This window comes from Rhodospirillaceae bacterium (genome assembly GCA_018662005.1).
Lineage (GTDB): Bacteria > Pseudomonadota > Alphaproteobacteria > Rhodospirillales > JABHCV01 > JACNJU01.
In genome coordinates this window covers 87,575-104,430 of record JABJHA010000015.1, presented here as the reverse complement: position 1 = coordinate 104,430, position 16,856 = coordinate 87,575, and the positions used below count along the sequence as shown (strand labels likewise).

The 16,856-nt window shown below is 52.7% G+C and carries 17 protein-coding genes; 14 read left to right on the top strand and 3 right to left on the bottom strand.

The window, feature by feature from the left end:
- The first annotated feature begins 12 nt into the window (after positions 1–12).
- The 5 genes from HOL66_08145 to HOL66_08125 all read left to right on the top strand — a co-directional run bounded on the left by HOL66_08145 (position 13) and on the right by HOL66_08125 (position 6,329).
- Positions 13–978: a flippase-like domain-containing protein gene (locus HOL66_08145; protein ID MBT5244202.1), complete on the top strand. Its 966-nt coding sequence runs from the start codon at positions 13–15 to the stop codon at positions 976–978.
- 70 nt (positions 979–1,048) lie between these two features.
- The gene (locus HOL66_08140) at positions 1,049–1,417 is read left to right on the top strand and encodes a hypothetical protein (protein ID MBT5244201.1); all 369 of its coding nucleotides are present in this window, start codon (positions 1,049–1,051) and stop codon (positions 1,415–1,417) included.
- A gap of 3 nt (positions 1,418–1,420) precedes the next feature.
- The gene (locus HOL66_08135; protein ID MBT5244200.1) at positions 1,421–2,923 is read left to right on the top strand and encodes a leucyl aminopeptidase; all 1,503 of its coding nucleotides are present in this window, start codon (positions 1,421–1,423) and stop codon (positions 2,921–2,923) included.
- 14 nt (positions 2,924–2,937) lie between these two features.
- Positions 2,938–3,393, top strand: a complete 456-nt coding sequence (locus tag HOL66_08130) for a DNA polymerase III subunit chi (protein MBT5244199.1) — start codon at positions 2,938–2,940, stop codon at positions 3,391–3,393.
- 8 nt (positions 3,394–3,401) lie between these two features.
- Complete coding sequence (locus HOL66_08125; protein ID MBT5244198.1) at positions 3,402–6,329, top strand: EAL domain-containing protein; 2,928 nt, start codon at positions 3,402–3,404, stop codon at positions 6,327–6,329.
- Here HOL66_08125 and HOL66_08120 read toward each other — a convergent pair.
- Entirely contained in the window at positions 6,326–8,212 is a 1,887-nt protein-coding gene (locus HOL66_08120; GenBank protein MBT5244197.1) for an ABC-F family ATP-binding cassette domain-containing protein, read from the bottom strand. The two genes, HOL66_08125 and HOL66_08120, sit on opposite strands and share 4 nt — an antisense overlap.
- A 185-nt stretch (positions 8,213–8,397) precedes the next feature.
- Between HOL66_08120 and ndk the strand changes: the two genes are divergently transcribed.
- The 3 genes from ndk to HOL66_08105 all read left to right on the top strand — a co-directional run bounded on the left by ndk (position 8,398) and on the right by HOL66_08105 (position 9,353).
- A complete protein-coding gene (ndk, locus tag HOL66_08115) occupies positions 8,398–8,820 on the top strand; it encodes a nucleoside-diphosphate kinase (protein ID MBT5244196.1) in 423 nt (140 codons plus the stop codon).
- A 138-nt stretch (positions 8,821–8,958) separates the two neighbouring features.
- Entirely contained in the window at positions 8,959–9,162 is a 204-nt protein-coding gene (merF, locus tag HOL66_08110; GenBank protein MBT5244195.1) for a mercury resistance system transport protein MerF, read from the top strand.
- The gene (locus tag HOL66_08105; GenBank protein MBT5244194.1) at positions 9,141–9,353 is read left to right on the top strand and encodes a hypothetical protein; all 213 of its coding nucleotides are present in this window, start codon (positions 9,141–9,143) and stop codon (positions 9,351–9,353) included. The genes merF and HOL66_08105 overlap by 22 nt, the downstream gene beginning before the upstream one ends.
- A 10-nt stretch (positions 9,354–9,363) precedes the next feature.
- Here the strand turns inward: HOL66_08105 and HOL66_08100 are convergent, their stop codons facing one another.
- Complete coding sequence (locus tag HOL66_08100; protein MBT5244193.1) at positions 9,364–9,981, bottom strand: phosphoribosylglycinamide formyltransferase; 618 nt, start codon at positions 9,979–9,981, stop codon at positions 9,364–9,366.
- Positions 9,969–11,027: a phosphoribosylformylglycinamidine cyclo-ligase gene (locus HOL66_08095; protein ID MBT5244192.1), complete on the bottom strand. Its 1,059-nt coding sequence runs from the start codon at positions 11,025–11,027 to the stop codon at positions 9,969–9,971. Before HOL66_08095 ends, HOL66_08100 begins: the two co-directional genes overlap by 13 nt.
- A gap of 406 nt (positions 11,028–11,433) precedes the next feature.
- Between HOL66_08095 and HOL66_08090 the strand changes: the two genes are divergently transcribed.
- From HOL66_08090 to HOL66_08065, 6 genes are all read left to right on the top strand, one after another.
- Positions 11,434–12,309 carry a hypothetical protein gene (locus HOL66_08090; protein MBT5244191.1) on the top strand — a complete coding sequence of 292 codons (876 nt, stop codon included), beginning with the start codon at positions 11,434–11,436 and terminating at the stop codon, positions 12,307–12,309.
- Positions 12,310–12,497: 188 nt separating this feature from the next.
- Positions 12,498–13,631, top strand: coding sequence for a DUF2066 domain-containing protein (locus HOL66_08085; protein MBT5244190.1), 1,134 nt, complete (start codon positions 12,498–12,500; stop codon positions 13,629–13,631).
- A gap of 29 nt (positions 13,632–13,660) precedes the next feature.
- Positions 13,661–14,197, top strand: a complete 537-nt coding sequence (locus HOL66_08080) for a CDP-alcohol phosphatidyltransferase family protein (protein MBT5244189.1) — start codon at positions 13,661–13,663, stop codon at positions 14,195–14,197.
- A gap of 46 nt (positions 14,198–14,243) precedes the next feature.
- Complete coding sequence (locus HOL66_08075) at positions 14,244–15,308, top strand: AI-2E family transporter (protein ID MBT5244188.1); 1,065 nt, start codon at positions 14,244–14,246, stop codon at positions 15,306–15,308.
- The gene (locus HOL66_08070; protein MBT5244187.1) at positions 15,305–16,006 is read left to right on the top strand and encodes a DNA replication protein; all 702 of its coding nucleotides are present in this window, start codon (positions 15,305–15,307) and stop codon (positions 16,004–16,006) included. The genes HOL66_08075 and HOL66_08070 overlap by 4 nt, the downstream gene beginning before the upstream one ends.
- 11 nt (positions 16,007–16,017) lie before the next feature.
- Positions 16,018–16,797 (top strand): SDR family oxidoreductase, encoded by a 780-nt coding sequence (locus HOL66_08065; GenBank protein MBT5244186.1) that lies wholly within the window; start codon positions 16,018–16,020, stop codon positions 16,795–16,797.
- The last annotated feature ends 59 nt before the right edge of the window (positions 16,798–16,856 follow it).

Below are 16,856 nucleotides of genomic sequence, written 5' to 3'. Positions count from 1 at the left end.
AGTAAATATCCAATGAGTAAAAAACATATTGCCCTGGCGCTGAAATTCCTGGTGTCCGGTGGCCTGATCTGGATGTTGGTTGACGGCATCAATCTGGGGGCCGCACGGGACAGAATTCTTGCTGCTGACATGAAAATGCTGGGTTTGGCTTGTCTCGTTTCGATAGTCCAGGTCGGCATCTGCGTGATCCGTTGGCGGGTAGTTCTGAGCGCTATCAAAGCGGTTCTTTCATTTGCTGACGGTCTGCGCATCTACATGATGGGTTTCTTCTTCAATCAGGCGTTGCCTTCTTCGGTCGGTGGTGATGCGGTTCGCGTCTACAAAGCCTACAAGGGGGGCTTAAGTCTGCATTGCGCCATCAACGGCGTGATGCTGGAGAGGGTGGCGACCGTTCTGGGCCTGGTTTTACTGGTTGTCATTGCGACGCCATTTTTTATTGACCGGGTCGGCCCTGATGAGGCGACCTGGATTGTGCCTTTCGCCAGCCTGTTAGGGTTTGGCGGGGTCGCCGGGTTGCTGCTGCTGATGTTTCTTGACCGGTTGCCTTCAAAAATTTCCCATTGGCGCTTTGTTCACGGGTTGGCGATGTTGGCCACTGATACCCGCAGGGTCTTTCTGTCACCGGCACACGCTACCCGGGCGCTCGGTTGGTCACTTGCCGGTCATGTCAACGTCACCTTGATGGTTTACTTATTGGCCCTGTCGCTGGACCTTCAAATCACCTGGCTTGATTGCATGGTTCTGATCCCTCCGGTGCTGCTGGTGATGACCTTGCCCATTTCCATTGCCGGTTGGGGGGTTCGCGAACAAGCCATGGTCACCGCCTTCGCCCTGATCGGGGTTCCCGGTGAAGGAGCCTTGGCGCTGTCGATCCTGTTCGGATTGATTGCTTTGCTGTTCGGGCTTCCCGGTGGTGTCGTCTGGCTGATGAGCGCCGACAGAAAGATCGAAGCGATTGACGATATTGGGGCCAAATGACAACTAATTATTTTATAATGCCGCCAGCATCGTTACATTTATCTGGCCGGTACAATAAAGGGGAAGACAAGTGAGTAATTTGCAGCTGACGGTTCACGAGTTCCTGGCCATTATGGGAACCCTTGATGAGCATATGGAAAAGACAGGATTTAAGGGCGAGTCCGCCATCTATGACGCCTGGTATCAACAATGGCGCGAAGTTGAAGCCAAGGTTGAAAAACTGTCGATGATGGATCGGGCCGACATGCTGTTCGATGGCAAGGTGACGATCAATGATATCCCTGCCGAACATCTGGCCGAGGTCACGGTCTGCATTAAAGAGCAGGTCGCCATACATACGAAAATGATCGAAGAAAACGACATCGACGCCGACCCTGATGACCTGGAAATCTGGCAGAACCGTCTTGCTGCCGTCAAAGAATTAAAAAAGGACTCCTGATCCATGAAAATTACCTTTACCAATCCCGGATTGCCAAAAACCGGCGTCGTCGTTGTCGGTGTTCTGGACGGACGCAAGCTCACCGATAGCGCCAAGGCGCTGGATAAAATGATGTCCGGCGGTCTGGTTCGGGCTATCAAGGCGAGCCGCTTTAAGGGTGGCAGAACCAGTAGCTTGCCGCTTTTGGCGCCGGGCGGAACCGGCTTTACGCGTATTTTGCTTGTCGGTATGGGTAAGGCCAAGGCCATTGATGCCAAGGCCATGCAAGGTCTTGGCGGCGAAATATACGCAGCCCTTTCGACCAAGGGTCACGCCACCGTACAGGTAATGGTCGACGCCATTGAAAAGTGCGCCATGAAACCTGATCAGATGGCTGCCGAAATGGCCCTGGGGGCGCGCTTGCGCTCGTACCGGTTTGATAAGTACCGGACCAAGGAAAAACCTGAAAGCAAGCCCAGCCTCAAGGCATTGAAAATTGCCTGCGCGGGCGCAACCCGGGCGCGCAAGGCGTTTGCACCTATGGACAAGGTTGCAAGTGGTGTCTTTATGACACGCGATCTGGTTTCCGAACCTGCCAATGTTCTGTACCCCGAAACACTGGCCAAACAGGCTCAGTCTTTAAGCAAACTTGGCGTCAAGGTCGAAGTCTTGGGCGAGGTACAGATGCGCAAGCTTGGCATGGGCGCTTTGCTGGGCGTCGGTCAGGGCAGCATCAGGGAATCCAAGATGGTGGTCATGCGCTGGAACGGCAAAAAGGGCAAAGCCAAGTCCGATGCTCCCGTCGCCTTCGTGGGCAAGGGTGTGACCTTTGATACCGGCGGCATCTCGATCAAGCCATCGGGTGGTATGGAAGACATGAAATGGGATATGGGCGGCTCAGGCGTCGTCATCGGCCTGATGAAAGCGCTGGCCGGACGCAAGGCCAACGCCAATGTGGTTGGTGTCGTCGGGCTGGTTGAAAACATGCCGTCTGGAGCGGCCCAACGACCCGGCGATATTGTCACCTCCATGTCAGGGCAAACCATCGAAGTGCTCAATACGGATGCCGAAGGGCGTCTCGTGCTGGCTGACGCACTGTGGTATACGAAGGAACGCTTCAAACCAAAATTCATGGTCGATCTGGCAACATTGACCGGCGCCATTATTATCTGTCTGGGCAACGAAAAAGCCGGCATGTTCTCAAACGATGACAAATTATCTGGTCAGTTGAGCGACGCTGGCGAGGCCGTCGGCGAAAGTGTCTGGCGGCTGCCCATGGGCGACAACTATGACAAGATGCTCAATTGCGACGCCGCCGACATGAAAAATATATCCGGCGGACGCGGCGCCGGTTCGATTACTGCGGCGCAATTCCTGAAACGCTTCGTCGACAAGACGCCGTGGGCGCATCTGGATATCGCCGGGGTAACCTGGTCCTCCAAGGCATCTTCGACAACGCCCAAGGGTGGCACGGCGTTTGGCGTTCGCCTGCTAGATCGTCTGGTTGCCGATCATTACGAAAAATAAGGTTTTCTACAGATATGACCGAGGTGTCTTTCTACCACTTGCAGAAATCCCGTCTTGAGGATGTTTTGCCCATGTTGTTGGAAAAGACACTTGGCGCGGGCAAGCGCGCCCTTGTCATGACCGCTTCGGGCGCCCGTGCCGAACACCTTGGTCAAACCCTGTGGAGTTATAAAAAAGACTCGTGGCTACCCCATGGCGGTAAAAAGGATGGACGCAGTGAGGACCAGCCGATTTGGTTAACTGAGCTTGAAGAAAATCCAAATGACGCCACCTTTGTTTTTTTGACCGACGGGGCGGAGCGTGCTGACCTGGACGGTTTTGAGCGCTGTTTTGAACTTTTCGACGGCAATGACGGAGCCCAGGTGGCGGCTGCACGCGAACGCTGGAAGTCCTACAAGAGCGCGGGCTATCAGTTGAAGTATTTACAACAATCAGAACACGGCGGCTGGCAGGAAAAAGCCAGTGGTTAGGGGTCGCTTTGAGTGATCGTGATCGATTCAGTCATCAGTTGTTCGAGGCCTTGCCCATAGGCCTGGCGATCTGCCACATGGACGGACGCCTGTCCTATGTCAACGAGGCCTTTGCCTTGATGATCGGATATAGCGTCGAAGAGGCGTTGAAGCTGACCTACTGGCAGGTGACGCCAATTGATTACGAAAAACAGGAACAGGCGCAACTGGCGTCATTGAGTGAGAGCGGTCACTACGGACCCTACGAGAAGGAGTATATCCACAAGGACGGCCACCGGATTCCTGTTCGCCTGTCGGGTGTGCTGATCCGTGAAAACGATGAAGATTTGATCTGGTCAAGTGTCGAAGACATCGCCATCAGCAAGACAGCCCAGGAACTAAAAGCAAAAACCGAATTTCTTGAAACGACTTTTGAAAATATGGCCGATGGCATCAGTATGGTTGATGCGGATTTTAATATTGTCGCTTTCAACAGCCGGTTTCTTGAATTGTTGAATTTACCTAAAGATCGGTTTCATCCCGGTGATCCTTTTGAATCTTTCATCAGATTTCTGGTCGAACGGGGAGAATATGGTTCAGGTGATGTTGATGAAAAGGTGCTTGAACGCGTCAATAAAGCCAAACAATTCGAGTCCTTTCATTTTGAAAGAACTACCACCGATGGCCGGATTCTGGAAATTCGCCGCCAGCCAACCCTGGGTGGAGGCTTCGTAACCCTTTATTCCGATATTTCTGATCGCAAAACGGTCGAAAGAGCCCTGCGGGAAAGTGAGGCGAAATTCCGGGAATTCGCTAAAATTTCATCGGATTGGTTCTGGGAGATGGATGCGGATTTGCGCTTCACTTATTTCTCGGCGCGTAACAAGGAAATTACCGGCTTTGATCCCGATATTTATATCGGCAAAACCCGTCGTGAAATTCGTTACGGGACAGATGATGATGAAAATTGGAAGCAGCATCTGCAAGTCGTGGATGAACACCGTGAATTTCGTAATTTTGAATACGACCTGATGATAGCAGGTGGGAAAACTCTGACCATTTCAATTAGCGGCAATCCGGTATTCAAGGCGGATGGTTCTTTCGATGGCTACTATGGAACCGGCAGGGATATTACGGTTCGTAAGCAGGCAGAAAAAAAATTGAGTGAAAGCGAGCATCAGTTTCGTTCTCTTTTCCATCAATTTCCCACAGGCGTCACACTTGAGGATTATTCCCAGGTTAAAATTTCGATTGAACGTTTAGCCAGCGAAGGCGTGAATGATTTAGCCAAATACTTAGAGGAAAATGAGGATGTGCTGAAATCGATCGTTTTGGAAGTTGAAGTTGTCGACGCCAACGATACCCAGATCAGAATGTTTGGCGTAAACACACTTGAGGAATACAAGAAATATGAAGCCGATAACGATCTTTGGGCTGATACCAGCTGGCGTCGATTTTATATCGGTGAGTTGGTTTCCATGGCTTCGGGGGCGTCGACGTTTACGGCAGAGCTTCACGATGTTACGGCCGATGGTACTGCTATTGAAATCAGATGCACGAGCCGGGTTATCAAAAATCCGGCTAATGACTGGTCCGTGGTTATTTCCAGTCACGAAGATATAACGGCTCGTAAACTTGCTGAAGAACAGTTGCTTGAACAGGCAACAATTGATTTTGTCACCGGGCTTCCAAACCGGGCGCTACTTTTCGACAGGCTTGCCCTGGCTATGGAACATGCCCGGCGTGAGCAGCGTAATGTTTGCTTAATTTTTGTCGATCTTGATCATTTTAAACAGATCAATGATTCCCGTGGTCACGTTGCCGGCGATCAACTACTGGAAAAGGTTGGTCAAAGGCTTAGTAACCTCATTCGTCAAGAGGACACTGTGGCGCGTTTGGGCGGGGATGAATTTATTATTCTGCTCAATGACGTTGAATTGCCCAGTGGTCCTGAAATTGTTGCCAAGAAGATTATCGATGCTTTTATCAATCCGTTCGACCTTGATGGCGACGAGACATTTGCCACTGTCAGCCTTGGTATTTCGATTTTCCCTGATGATGGCGAGGAGGCAGAAATTCTTTTGCAAAATGCTGACGCCGCCATGTACAAGTCGAAACGAAGTGGTCGCAACACCTTCCGTTTCTTCACCCCCGGTCTCAATGATCAAGCCGAACACCATGGCCGAATTGCCGAGCGTCTTCGCCATGCGCTGGACCGGGGCGATCTGGAACTCTACTTCCAGCCTGTCGTTGATATAGCCGGGGATAGGCTGGCTTCGATCGAGGCCCTGATACGCTGGAATGACAGCGTCCTGAAAGCCGTTGATCCCGAACAACTTATCAAGGTGGCGGAAGAAACTGGGTTTATCCTGCCGATAGACAAGTGGGTGCTGGCTGAAGCCTGCGTTCAGGTTGCTGCATGGCGGACCGGGGTTGCGCCGCAGTTGCAGCTTAGCGTCAATGTTTCAAATGCCCATTTCAGAAGTTCCGATTTGGTTGAGTCCGTTAGAGGCGTGCTTGCCGACAGTGGCTTGCCGGCGGCAGCTTTGACGATCGAGATTACGGAAAACCTGCTGATGGATGATTCAGTCCAAATCCTTGATCGCTTGCGCGAGCTGACAGCCATGGGGGTCAAACTGGCTCTTGATGATTTTGGAACCGGCTATTCGTCGCTGGCATACCTGAAGAAATTCCAGGTCGATACCCTGAAGATTGATCAAACGTTTATTCGCGATATCGCCACCAACGATGGTGATCTGGCCCTGGTCGATGCGATTATCGCCATGAGCAAAAGCCTGGGGCTTACAGTTGTCGTTGAAGGGGTGGAAACACCGGAACAGCTGGAGCTATTGAAGGCGCGTGGCTGCCATCTTATTCAGGGCTTTCATTTCAGTCACCCTTTGTCGGTGGATGAGATGACAGAGTATCTGGCGGACGAAAAAACGGGCCTGAATTAATCAGTTTTCGCGGCTTCGATTGCGGCTTCGGCAGCCAACCAGGCGTCTTCGGCTTCACCCAGTGCTGATTTGATGTTACCCAATTTGACCTGCAACGCCATCAATTCTGCGGTCGATCCCTCGTAGACGTCGCTGGAGGCGAGACGGGTTTCCATTTCTGTTTTCTGCTTTTCCAGTTTCTCGAAAGTTTTCAGGGCTTCCTTCGCAGATGTTCTGAGGCCGTTTGTTTCGGCCCTGGCCTTGGCGCGCTCCTGGCGCACCTGTTTGCGATTTTTCGATCCCTGGCCCTTGCCGGCGTTGCCGGTTTTGTTGCCGCCGCGTTGCTCATCAAGAAGTTTCTTCCGGTATTCGGATAAGTCTCCGTCCCAGACCTGACAGCCGCCGCCATCGACCAACCACAGACGGTCACAAACCAGTTCGATTAAATGCGGGTCGTGGCTGACAAGGATCACCGCCCCTTCATAATCATTGAGCGCATGGACGAGGGATTCGCGGGCATCAACATCCAGATGGTTTGTTGGTTCATCCAGCAACAAAACATGGGGCTTGTCGATGCTCATTATCGCAAACAGCAGCCGGGCTTTCTCGCCACCGGAAAGATCGGCGATAAGTGTTTCAACTTTTTCACTGCCGAAACCGAAGTGTCCCAGCAGGGCGCGAACCTTTGATTCAGTGGCATCGGGAACCTTCGCCGCCATCACCTGATAGGCGGTAGATTCCACATTCAATTCATCAGTTTGATGCTGGGCGAAATATCCGATCCGCAATTTAGATGATTTGCGAAGGTTGCCGGCCATCGGTTTCAGGCGGTCAGACAGCAGTTTGACCAGGGTTGATTTGCCATTGCCGTTGGCGCCAATCAGGCCGATACGGTCATCCATATCAATGCGCAGGTCGAGTCCGCGCAGGACCGGTTTGTCGGCTTCGTATCCGACTTCTGTCTCATCGAGGGTGATCAGCGGGGGCGCTAGTTGCTCGGGGTTGGGAAAGTCGAAGGAAACGGTACGGTCTTCCATCATCGAGGTAATCGGTTGCATACGGGCGAGCATTTTAATGCGGCTTTGGGCTTGCTTGGCCTTGTTGGCCTGGGCCCGGAAGCGATCGACGAAAGACTGGATATGGCGCTGGGCGGCCAATTGCTTGGTCCGCATTTTTGACTCGTTGGCAAGACGTTCGGCACGGGTTTTCTCAAAACGGTCATAACCGCCTGCGTAACGTGTCAGTTTGCCGCCCTGCAAGTGGATGATTTCACTCACAGATGCATTGAGCAAGGTGCGGTCATGACTGATCACCAGCATGGTGCCGCGCCAATTGGCGAGATAACTTTCCAGCCACAGTGTCGCTTCAAGGTCCAGGTGGTTTGTCGGTTCATCGAGCAGCAATACGTCAGGGTTCGAGAACAACACGGCGGCAAGGGCGACGCGCATACGCCAGCCGCCGGAAAAATCCGAGCACGCCCGTTGCTGGGCTTCTTCATTGAAACCCAGGCCGGACAGGATCGTTGCCGCCCGCGACGGTGCCGAATGAGCATCGATATCGGCGAGACGGTTGTGGATTTCGGCGATCCGTTCGGGGTCGCTGGCACTGTCTGCCTCAATCAATAATGCGGATCGTTCAGTGTCGGCGGCCAGAACAGCATCGACAAGGCTTGTCTCGCCGCCCGGGGCTTCCTGGGCGACAGTGCCGATACGAGCGCGCTTGCGAACACTGGTCGAACCGCCATCGGCGTGAAGTTCACCCAGAATCAATTTGAACAGGGTCGTCTTGCCAGTGCCATTTCGGCCGACAAGTCCGGCCTTGTGGCCAACGGACAAGGCGACGGAGGCTCCATCGAACAAAACGCGGCCGCCAATGCGGTAGGTAAGGTCATTGATATGTAACATGGGCGGTCTGATAGCACGGAGACGCTAGGATGGAAAAGGGCTTAATAATGAATTTTGCAAGCCCTTGCCAATACCCTTCGATGGGGCTATAAACCGCGGCCTTAATGCCGGGCCATGGGACTTGCACTGATTTAGGCATCAGATACCGGCAGGAATTCACTAATTAAGTTGGAGACTATCGGGTAATGGCTATCGAGCGGACTTTGTCTATCATTAAACCGGACGCCACCGAACGCAACATCACCGGCAAGATCAATGCCCTGTTTGAAGATGCTGGATTGCGCATCGTCGCGCAGCGCCGTATCCGGTTGTCGCGGGAACAGGCTGAAACCTTTTACGAAGTTCACAATGAACGCTCGTTCTTCGGTGAACTCGTTGATTACATGATTTCAGCACCGGTCGTCGCACAGGTTTTGGAAGGCGAAAACGCCGTCGCCCACCACCGCGAAATCATGGGTGCCACCAACCCGGCCCAGGCCGATGAAGGCACCGTGCGCAAGGAATTTGCGCTTAACGTTCAGGAAAACTCGGTGCATGGCTCTGACAGTGTCGAGAACGCCGCCAAGGAAATCAGCTTCTTCTTCTCGGACGCCGAAATCGTCGGCTGAACAAACTCAGGCGCATGAATTTAAAAAGCCCTCCGGCGCAGGTCGGGGGGCTTTTTCTTGTTCTGCGTCACAGGATTGTGACTCAAGAAATGCCAAAATTACGATACGTTACGTCAGGCATTTCGGGTTGAATTTTAAATGAAAAATCGCACGCTTATAAAAACCGGCGTTATTGGCTCGGTCATATCAATGCTATGTTGTTTCACACCTTTGCTGGTGGTGCTGTTGGGCGGGGTCGGCTTGTCAGCGTGGCTTGGCTGGCTTGATTACCTGCTGCTTCCGGCGTTGGTTGCATTTTTGGCCCTGACAGGATTTGGATTGTGGCGACTGAAATCCAGTTAAATTCAACGATTATTTGCCCTGAATGTGGGCACACGGAAACCGAGGTTATGCCGACGGACGCCTGTCAGTTCTTCTACGATTGCAAGGGTTGCGGGGTCGTTTTGAAGGCACTACCGGGGGACTGTTGCGTCTTCTGTTCCTATGCCGATGTCCCATGTCCGCCCATTCAGGAAGGCAACTGTTGCTCCTGAATTTACGGGCCTAGGTGCCAGCATTGATAACGACGCATTCATTTTCGATACGGACCCGGCCTTCGGCGATCAGGCGGACGGCTTCGGGGTAGATGATGTGTTCCTGCTCCAGCACTCTTGCGGCAAGGGTATCGGCGTTATCGTCCGCTTCAACGGCGACTTTTGCCTGTTTGATGATCGGCCCTGAATCCATGTCGGGGCGAACGTAGTGGACCGTGCAGCCCGAAAAATCCTCACCGGCTTCGATGACCCGTTCATGCACATGCAGGCCCTTGTAATCTGGTAGCAAAGAAGGGTGGATGTTGATCAGCCGGTCAAACCAGTGATTGACGAACCCGTCGCTTAAAATACGCATAAACCCTGCCAGACACAGCAAGTCCACATCAAAGCGGCTGATGGTTTGCGTTAATGAGGCATCGAATGTTTCACGGCTTTTGAAATCTTTATGGCTCAGCACCGTGGTCGGAATGCCGGCCTTTTTGGCGCGCTCAAGTCCTTGCACACCATCGATGTTGGAGACGACAAGGGCGATTTCCGCCGGGAAGGCATTGTCTGCACACGCGTCGATCAGGGATTGCAGGTTTGATCCCCGTCCCGATATCAGGACACAGAGTTTCAGATTGGCCATTTGTCTTCGATATTTGTAATTTCAACGCCGCCACCCTCGCGGGCGACGACCCGGCCAATCGTGGCGACCGTTTCGCCATTGTCGATAAACACCTGGGCAAGGTCTTCAGCACGATCTGCGGCAACGATAACCGCCATGCCGATGCCGCAGTTAAAGGTGCGGGCCATTTCGTTTTGGGCTATGCCACCGGCTCTGGCCAGCCAGTCGAAGACAGGCGGCAAATCCCAGGCGGCGGCATCAAGATCAGCGCCCAGACCTTCGGGCAGGACGCGCGGGATATTTTCAAGCAAGCCGCCGCCAGTGATGTGAGCGAGGCCATGGACACCGCCTGCAGCAATCGCCGTGAGGCAACTTTTGACGTAGATACGTGTCGGTTCCAGCAATGCATCGGCAAGACTGACGCCGGGCTGGAAGGGGGCGTCGGCGCTATAATCCAGGCCTGCGAGTTCTACAACCCGGCGCACCAGCGAGAATCCGTTTGAGTGCAAACCGCTAGAGGCAAGGCCGAGAATAACATCACCATCGCCGACCTTATCGCCGCTTAAAATAGCGTCGCGTTCGACCGCGCCGACGCAAAAACCGGCCAGATCATAATCACCGCTGGCGTACATGCCGGGCATTTCGGCTGTCTCGCCGCCAATCAGGGCGCAGCCGGAGCGGCGGCAACCTTCGGCAATGCCTGAAACGATGTCGGTTCCGGCCGCCACATCAAGTTTAGCAGTGGCGAAGTAATCAAGGAAAAACAAGGGCTCTGCGCCTTGAACGATCAGATCATTAACGCACATGGCAACCAGATCGATACCAACCGTGTCATGTTTGCCCGCTTCGATGGCGACTTTCAGCTTGGTGCCGACGCCGTCCGTGCCAGCAACCAATACGGGATCCTGGAAACCGGCGGCTTTAAGGTCGAACATGGCCCCGAAACCACCGAGTCCCGATGCAACGCCGTCACGGGCCGTCGATTTGGCCAAAGGCTTGATCGCATCGACCAGCGCTTCACCCGCATCGATGTCAACACCAGCATCCTTGTAATTTAGGCCGTTAATGGCTTCCTCCCTGCTTCAACTATGCTAAGTTCCGCTCTCACCGAGAAAGCAGAAGATACTTGATCTGGAACTGATTGCTCAATTTTTAACGTATTGAAAACAAACATCAAATAAACACATTTTGTTCGCGTGTGAAATATGTGTGAACCATTGTTGAGTATTTAGAATAACTTAGCCAAAATTTGTATAAGCAAAATGGTTTTGTATCTTCACCTTCTAGACTCGCATTTTCCGCATACTACAATCATAGCTTCGCGGTTAAAAGGGAAAGGCTACGGACTTAGCCTAGACCGAACATTTCTCTAATTTAATATGCCTTTAAATGAATTTTACCAATTGTAAATTCATTAAATCTGTACAACCATAACGCAACGGCGGCAAAAATTCTTATTTTGGAGAGTGGCCGATGAGCGTACAAAATGACGAATGGGACAAGGAGGAATACCTCGCCCATTTGGGTGAAAAGCAGAAAAATGTAATAAAAGAATGGAAGAAAAAATACCGGCCCAAAACTAAATGGGGAAAAATAAAAATGGTCGGCATGATTGTCCTCATGGCGTACCTGTCTACTTACCTGATCAGCAGGTATATTCCAGATATCTTGCATTCGGCAGATGTATCTTTGCCTGAAAACGTGAGCAGTCATGAACAAACTCAAGAGCAACTACAGTCCTATATTAATGCGCTTGTAGCGTCTGCTGGTGAAGAGCCAGGAAAAATCTACAAATGGAAATCTGAGTTGAAAATTCACGTCCTCACGGAGCTTCCTTATTATGACCAAATGGCATTTGATGGAATTCTGAAACGGATTTCCGATAACACTCCAATTAGCATCACTGCCGCCACCAAAAATGCGGCCAACGTATTGCTCATTTCTTCTGACGATCTAAAGTTAGTAACGGAAAAACATCTTAAGGTCCTTAGATCACTGCCTGGTTTTGCGAGCGGTCCTAATTTCTCTCAGAGCTTTTATGCAGAGAATAATATTTCAAAGTGTGGACACCGAATTCAACTTGATGATGAACAAAAATACATTGTTAGTGCGGTGATATATTGGGACAGTACTTTGAAAGATGATCAAACTCACAAGTGCATAGCAGGAAATTTTGCTGGAATTTTAGGACTGCGTGGTATGGTCAAAAGCGGTAATACCGTGCGAACACCAACACTTGATCCTGTCTATTTGACAAACATCGATATCGACATATTGAACCGAATTTACCGTTCTGATGTTCAATCGGGATTATCTGTAAATGCCTCAATGGATCAGCTAATTAGGTAATGTAGGCGATGTCCGGTTATTGTCCGAGAAAAGGCAGTACACCGTGTAAATCAAGGAGCAATTTTTGTGTGAATAATGTGTAAAGTGTAAAGTACATTCACTTATGTTTCAGGGGCTTGTGTGAGTAATGTGTGAACGGTTTTCCGTGGTTATAAATTTGTAAACCATTGTAAATAAAGAAAAAACTTATGAAGATAAATGTTCTGGAACTGTTTGCAATGATCGATCCGTGGTTAGCCAAGTCAATTCGCACATTTGTGCTTTTTGTTGGTTTGTTATGTGCATTGGTGGGCACCGGACAGGCCGCCCAGAACGATGTTTTCGTGACCAGTGGCCTGAAGGTTGATGTGACTGCCGCCTCGACCGCAGAAGCCCGTGACAAGGCGCTGGCGATGGGCGAGCGGGCGGCTTTTCGCCAGTTGCTTGAACGCCTGACCATGCGTCGCGATCATTTTCGACTGCCCGCTTTCAGCGCCGCAGAAATCGCCGCCTTCGTGCTCGATTTCGAGGTTGCCCAGGAGAAGGCATCCGCCGTGCGTTATCTGGCGACCCTGAACTACAGTTTCAAGGCTGACGCGGTACGCCGCATGTTGATTGACCGGGAAATCGCGTTTGCCGAAACCACCTCCAAACCGGTGCTGGTGTTGCCTGTCTATCAGGCCGCCGGGGCTTTGCTGCTATGGGATGATCCCAACCCCTGGCGTCATGCCTGGGCCGAACGACCTGAAATATTCTCGCTGGTGCCAGCGATCTTGCCGGGTGGCGATTTGTCCGATATCGCGACAATCGGGCCTGAGCAGGCCGTTTCCGGCGATGAGCAACGCCTGTCGGCGATTGCCGGTCGCTATGACGCCGGTGACACGATTGTTGCTCACGCGACCATGAATATGGATCGCGGGCGGCCTGATCTGGAAGTCTATGTGACCCGCTACGGCACCGCCCAGCAGGAGCAGACGGTGGTCAAAAGCTTTACCTCCGGCGAACAGGAAACCCTCGACATGATGCTCACCAGGGCGGCCGTCGAATTGACCCGTCAGATCGAGGATAACTGGAAGCGCGACAATCTTTTGCAGTTTGGCCAGCAGGCTGTGGTCGCCGTTAAAATCCGGATTGGCGGACTTGCTGACTGGCTCGACATTCGTAACCGGTTGGGCGGTGTAGCTGTTATTCGCAAAAGTGACCTGGTGCTCTTGTCTCTGGATGAAGTCAGGGTGAATTTGCATTACATCGGCGAACCCGGACAACTCGCCCTGGCCCTTGAACAAGCCGACCTTGTGATTAATCGTGAAGGCGATGGTTGGGTATTGGAGCTGGGAAAATAATACAACGATTTCACGGCAAGGATATGGACCTGAACATCCCCAACATGATCACGTTGGGGCGACTGATCGCCGTGCCTGTCACGGTGTGGTTGATTCTCAATGATTTTATCCTGGCTGCCTTCTGGCTTTTCGTCGCTGCCGGTATCAGTGACGCCGTTGACGGATACCTTGCCAAACGCTGGGACGAGGTCACCGAAATTGGTTCTTACCTGGACCCTATTGCTGACAAGGCCCTGCTGGTCAGTATCTACATTACGCTCGGCGCACAGGGCTATCTTGAAAACTGGCTGGTGATTACGGTTGTTTTTCGCGATGTCATGATCGTCGGTGCGGTGATTTTGTTCCAGACCATGGTGCGGACACTGGAAATGTCGCCATTATTTATCAGCAAGGTCAACACCGTGGCACAGATCACCCTGGCCGCCATGGTGCTGGGGGCGAGCGGTTATAACATTGATACGGGCCTGTTCATGGAGTTGATGATTGGTATAGTTGCCGTGACAACGCTTATTTCCGGCGTATCGTATCTGGTCATGATTTTGAATCTCGAGGATTTGAAGTCATGAAAACGAAGAAGGGGGAACAGCGATGAGCGAGGGTTCCAGTGAGCAAATGAATGGTGATCGCAAGGCTTTTTTCTGGATTGCCGGGTTCGTTGCCTTTGCTGTCCTGCTTTACGCCTTAAGCAGCATTCTGGCGCCTTTTGTCGCTGGCCTTGCGGTAGCCTACTTTTTTGATCCAGTGGCCGACCGTATGGAAAAGGCGGGTGTTTCCAGGGGACTTGCCGCCGGGCTTGTCATTTTGGCATTTCTGGGGCTCGCCACCGCCATTTTGGTGCTGTTACTGCCATTATTACAGGCGCAGATTCTGGGCCTGGTGGCCACGGTTCCTGATCTCGTCGAGCTTTTGCGAGAGCGCATCCGGCCGATTATGGAATTGGTGTACGAGAATTTGTCGAGCGGCGAGATCGACAACCTGAAGGGTGCTGTCGAAGCCTTCGCCGGTGATATCCTGGCCTGGTTTGGCGGTTTGCTGAAGGGCGTGTGGAGCGGCGGCATGGCGTTTTTCAATGTCGTCTCGCTGGTCGTGATTACCCCGCTTGTCGCCTTTTATCTGCTGCGCGACTGGGATCAAATTGTTGACCGGTTTGACCACCTGTTGCCACGCCGCTCCATTGATACCTTCCATCAGCAGTTTGCGGCTATTGATAACACCATTGCCGCATTTGTACGTGGTCAGGCCAGTGTCTGTCTGGTGTTGGCCGTCTACTACGCTATCGGGTTGACGTTGGCCGGGCTCGACTTTGGTCTGCTGGTCGGCCTTGGCACCGGCCTGTTGGCTTTTATCCCCTATGTGGGGGCATCGATTGGCTTGATCAGCGGTGTCGGTATTGCTCTGGCCCAGTTTTCTGACTGGCAACCGGTGCTGATTGTCGCCGCTATTTTCATTGCCGGGCAAACTGCTGAAAGCTACATCCTGACGCCCAGACTGGTTGGCGGGCGGGTCGGTCTTCACCCGATCTGGATTATTTTTGCGCTTCTTGCCGGGGGGGCTTTGTTCGGCCTGACGGGTGTCCTGCTGGCGGTGCCCGTAACCGCTGTCATTGGGGTGCTGATCCGTTTCGGTGTCAGTCAGTATCTGGAAAGTCCGTTTTATGACGGCGGTCAGGCCGAGTGAACACAACGCAGCTTCTTCTGGATTTTGAACACCGCCCGGCCCTTGGGGCTGAGGATTTTCTCGTCGCACCCTGCAACAGTGACGCGGTCGCCTGGATTGACCGTTGGCCGGACTGGCCATCACCCGCGCTTTTCCTGCATGGTCCGGCAGGCTGTGGAAAAAGCCATCTGGCGCAAGTGTTTCAAGCCAAAACGAATGCTGTCGCGATCACCACAATGGAGCTTACCCGAAATGATCCACCGGCCTTGCTTGCCGGGGCCGGGGCGTGTCTGCTCGATGATCTGGACGGAGCCTTCGATAAACATGACAAGGACGGGCTTGAGGTAGCGCTCTTGCACCTCTACAACACGGTTCGGGAAGCAGGCGCTACGATGATGATGACAGGCAGGGTGCCGCCTTCACGCTGGCCATTGCAACTGGCGGATTTGTCATCCCGACTGAAGACGGCGACTGTCGCAGAAATAGGACCGCCCGATGATGCCTTGCTGGCCGCTGTCCTGGTCAAGCAGTTCGCTGATCGGCAACTTAAAATTGACAGCGATGTGGTTGCTTTTGTGCAACTCAGGATCGAACGATCTTTTGCCGCTCTGGAAAAACTGGTCGATGCCGTGGACAAAATGGCGATGCTTGAAAAAAGACGGATTACGGTACCCCTGGTTCGCCAGGTGTTGCATGATCTGAACAAAGCTGACGAATAGAGGATTACATCATGGATTTGGGAATTGCCGGAAAAAAGGCATTGGTGAGCGCCGCCTCAAAGGGCCTGGGCCGGGCTTGCGCGATGTCGCTGGCGGCTGAAGGTGTTGAACTGACCATAACCGCCAGGACCGCAGGACCGCTTGAGGAAACGGCGGAGGACATTCGCAAAGCCACCGGTGCGACTGTTCACACGCTGGCTGCCGATATCGCCACCGAGGAAGGTCGCGAGGCAACTCTGGGCGTCTGCCCAAACCCGGATATTCTGGTTAATAACGCAGGTGGTCCACCGCCCGGCGATTTCCGTGATTGGGATCGCGATATCTGGCTTGCCGCCCTCGACGCCAACATGTTGAGCCCGATTTTTATGATCAAGGCGACGGTCGACGGCATGATCGAACGCAAGTTCGGGCGCATCGTCAATATTACTTCTGGTGCGGTCAAGGCGCCGATTGAAGTTCTTGGCCTGTCCAACGGGGCGCGTTCGGGGCTGACCGGTTTTTGCGCCGGGCTGGCCCGCAAAACCGTCCGCCACAACGTTACCCTGAACGCCATATTACCGGGACCATTCGATACAGACCGCTTGAGCGCCACCCTTGAAGGGGCGGCCAAAGCGGCCGGCAAATCTGTTGCTGAAATAACTGAAGAGCGCAGGGCTTCAAACCCGGCGGGACGTTTCGGTGATCCGGCTGAATTCGGGGAACTGTGCGCTTTCATTTGCAGCGCCCAGGCCGGTTACATCACCGGCCAGAACTTGCTGATTGACGGTGGCGGTTATCCGGGCACATTTTAGGAATTTATAGAGCGATCAGAAAAGTTACGTATTTTCAGGCCCGAACAGATTCTTGCCGC

Bases quoted from the DNA above. Each gene is read 5' to 3' on its own strand.
- HOL66_08100 (MBT5244193.1), bottom strand. From the start codon at position 9,981: ATGGCCAATCTGAAACTCTGTGTCCTGATATCGGGACGGGGATCAAAC.
- HOL66_08090 (MBT5244191.1), top strand. From the start codon at position 11,434: ATGAGCGTACAAAATGACGAATGGGACAAGGAGGAATACCTCGCCCAT.
- HOL66_08135 (MBT5244200.1), top strand. From the start codon at position 1,421: ATGAAAATTACCTTTACCAATCCCGGATTGCCAAAAACCGGCGTCGTC.
- HOL66_08120 (MBT5244197.1), bottom strand. From the start codon at position 8,212: ATGTTACATATCAATGACCTTACCTACCGCATTGGCGGCCGCGTTTTG.
- HOL66_08130 (MBT5244199.1), top strand. From the start codon at position 2,938: ATGACCGAGGTGTCTTTCTACCACTTGCAGAAATCCCGTCTTGAGGAT.
- merF (MBT5244195.1), top strand. From the start codon at position 8,959: ATGAAAAATCGCACGCTTATAAAAACCGGCGTTATTGGCTCGGTCATA.
- ndk (MBT5244196.1), top strand. From the start codon at position 8,398: ATGGCTATCGAGCGGACTTTGTCTATCATTAAACCGGACGCCACCGAA.
- HOL66_08145 (MBT5244202.1), top strand. From the start codon at position 13: ATGAGTAAAAAACATATTGCCCTGGCGCTGAAATTCCTGGTGTCCGGT.
- HOL66_08085 (MBT5244190.1), top strand. From the start codon at position 12,498: ATGAAGATAAATGTTCTGGAACTGTTTGCAATGATCGATCCGTGGTTA.
- HOL66_08075 (MBT5244188.1), top strand. From the start codon at position 14,244: ATGAATGGTGATCGCAAGGCTTTTTTCTGGATTGCCGGGTTCGTTGCC.
- HOL66_08065 (MBT5244186.1), top strand. From the start codon at position 16,018: ATGGATTTGGGAATTGCCGGAAAAAAGGCATTGGTGAGCGCCGCCTCA.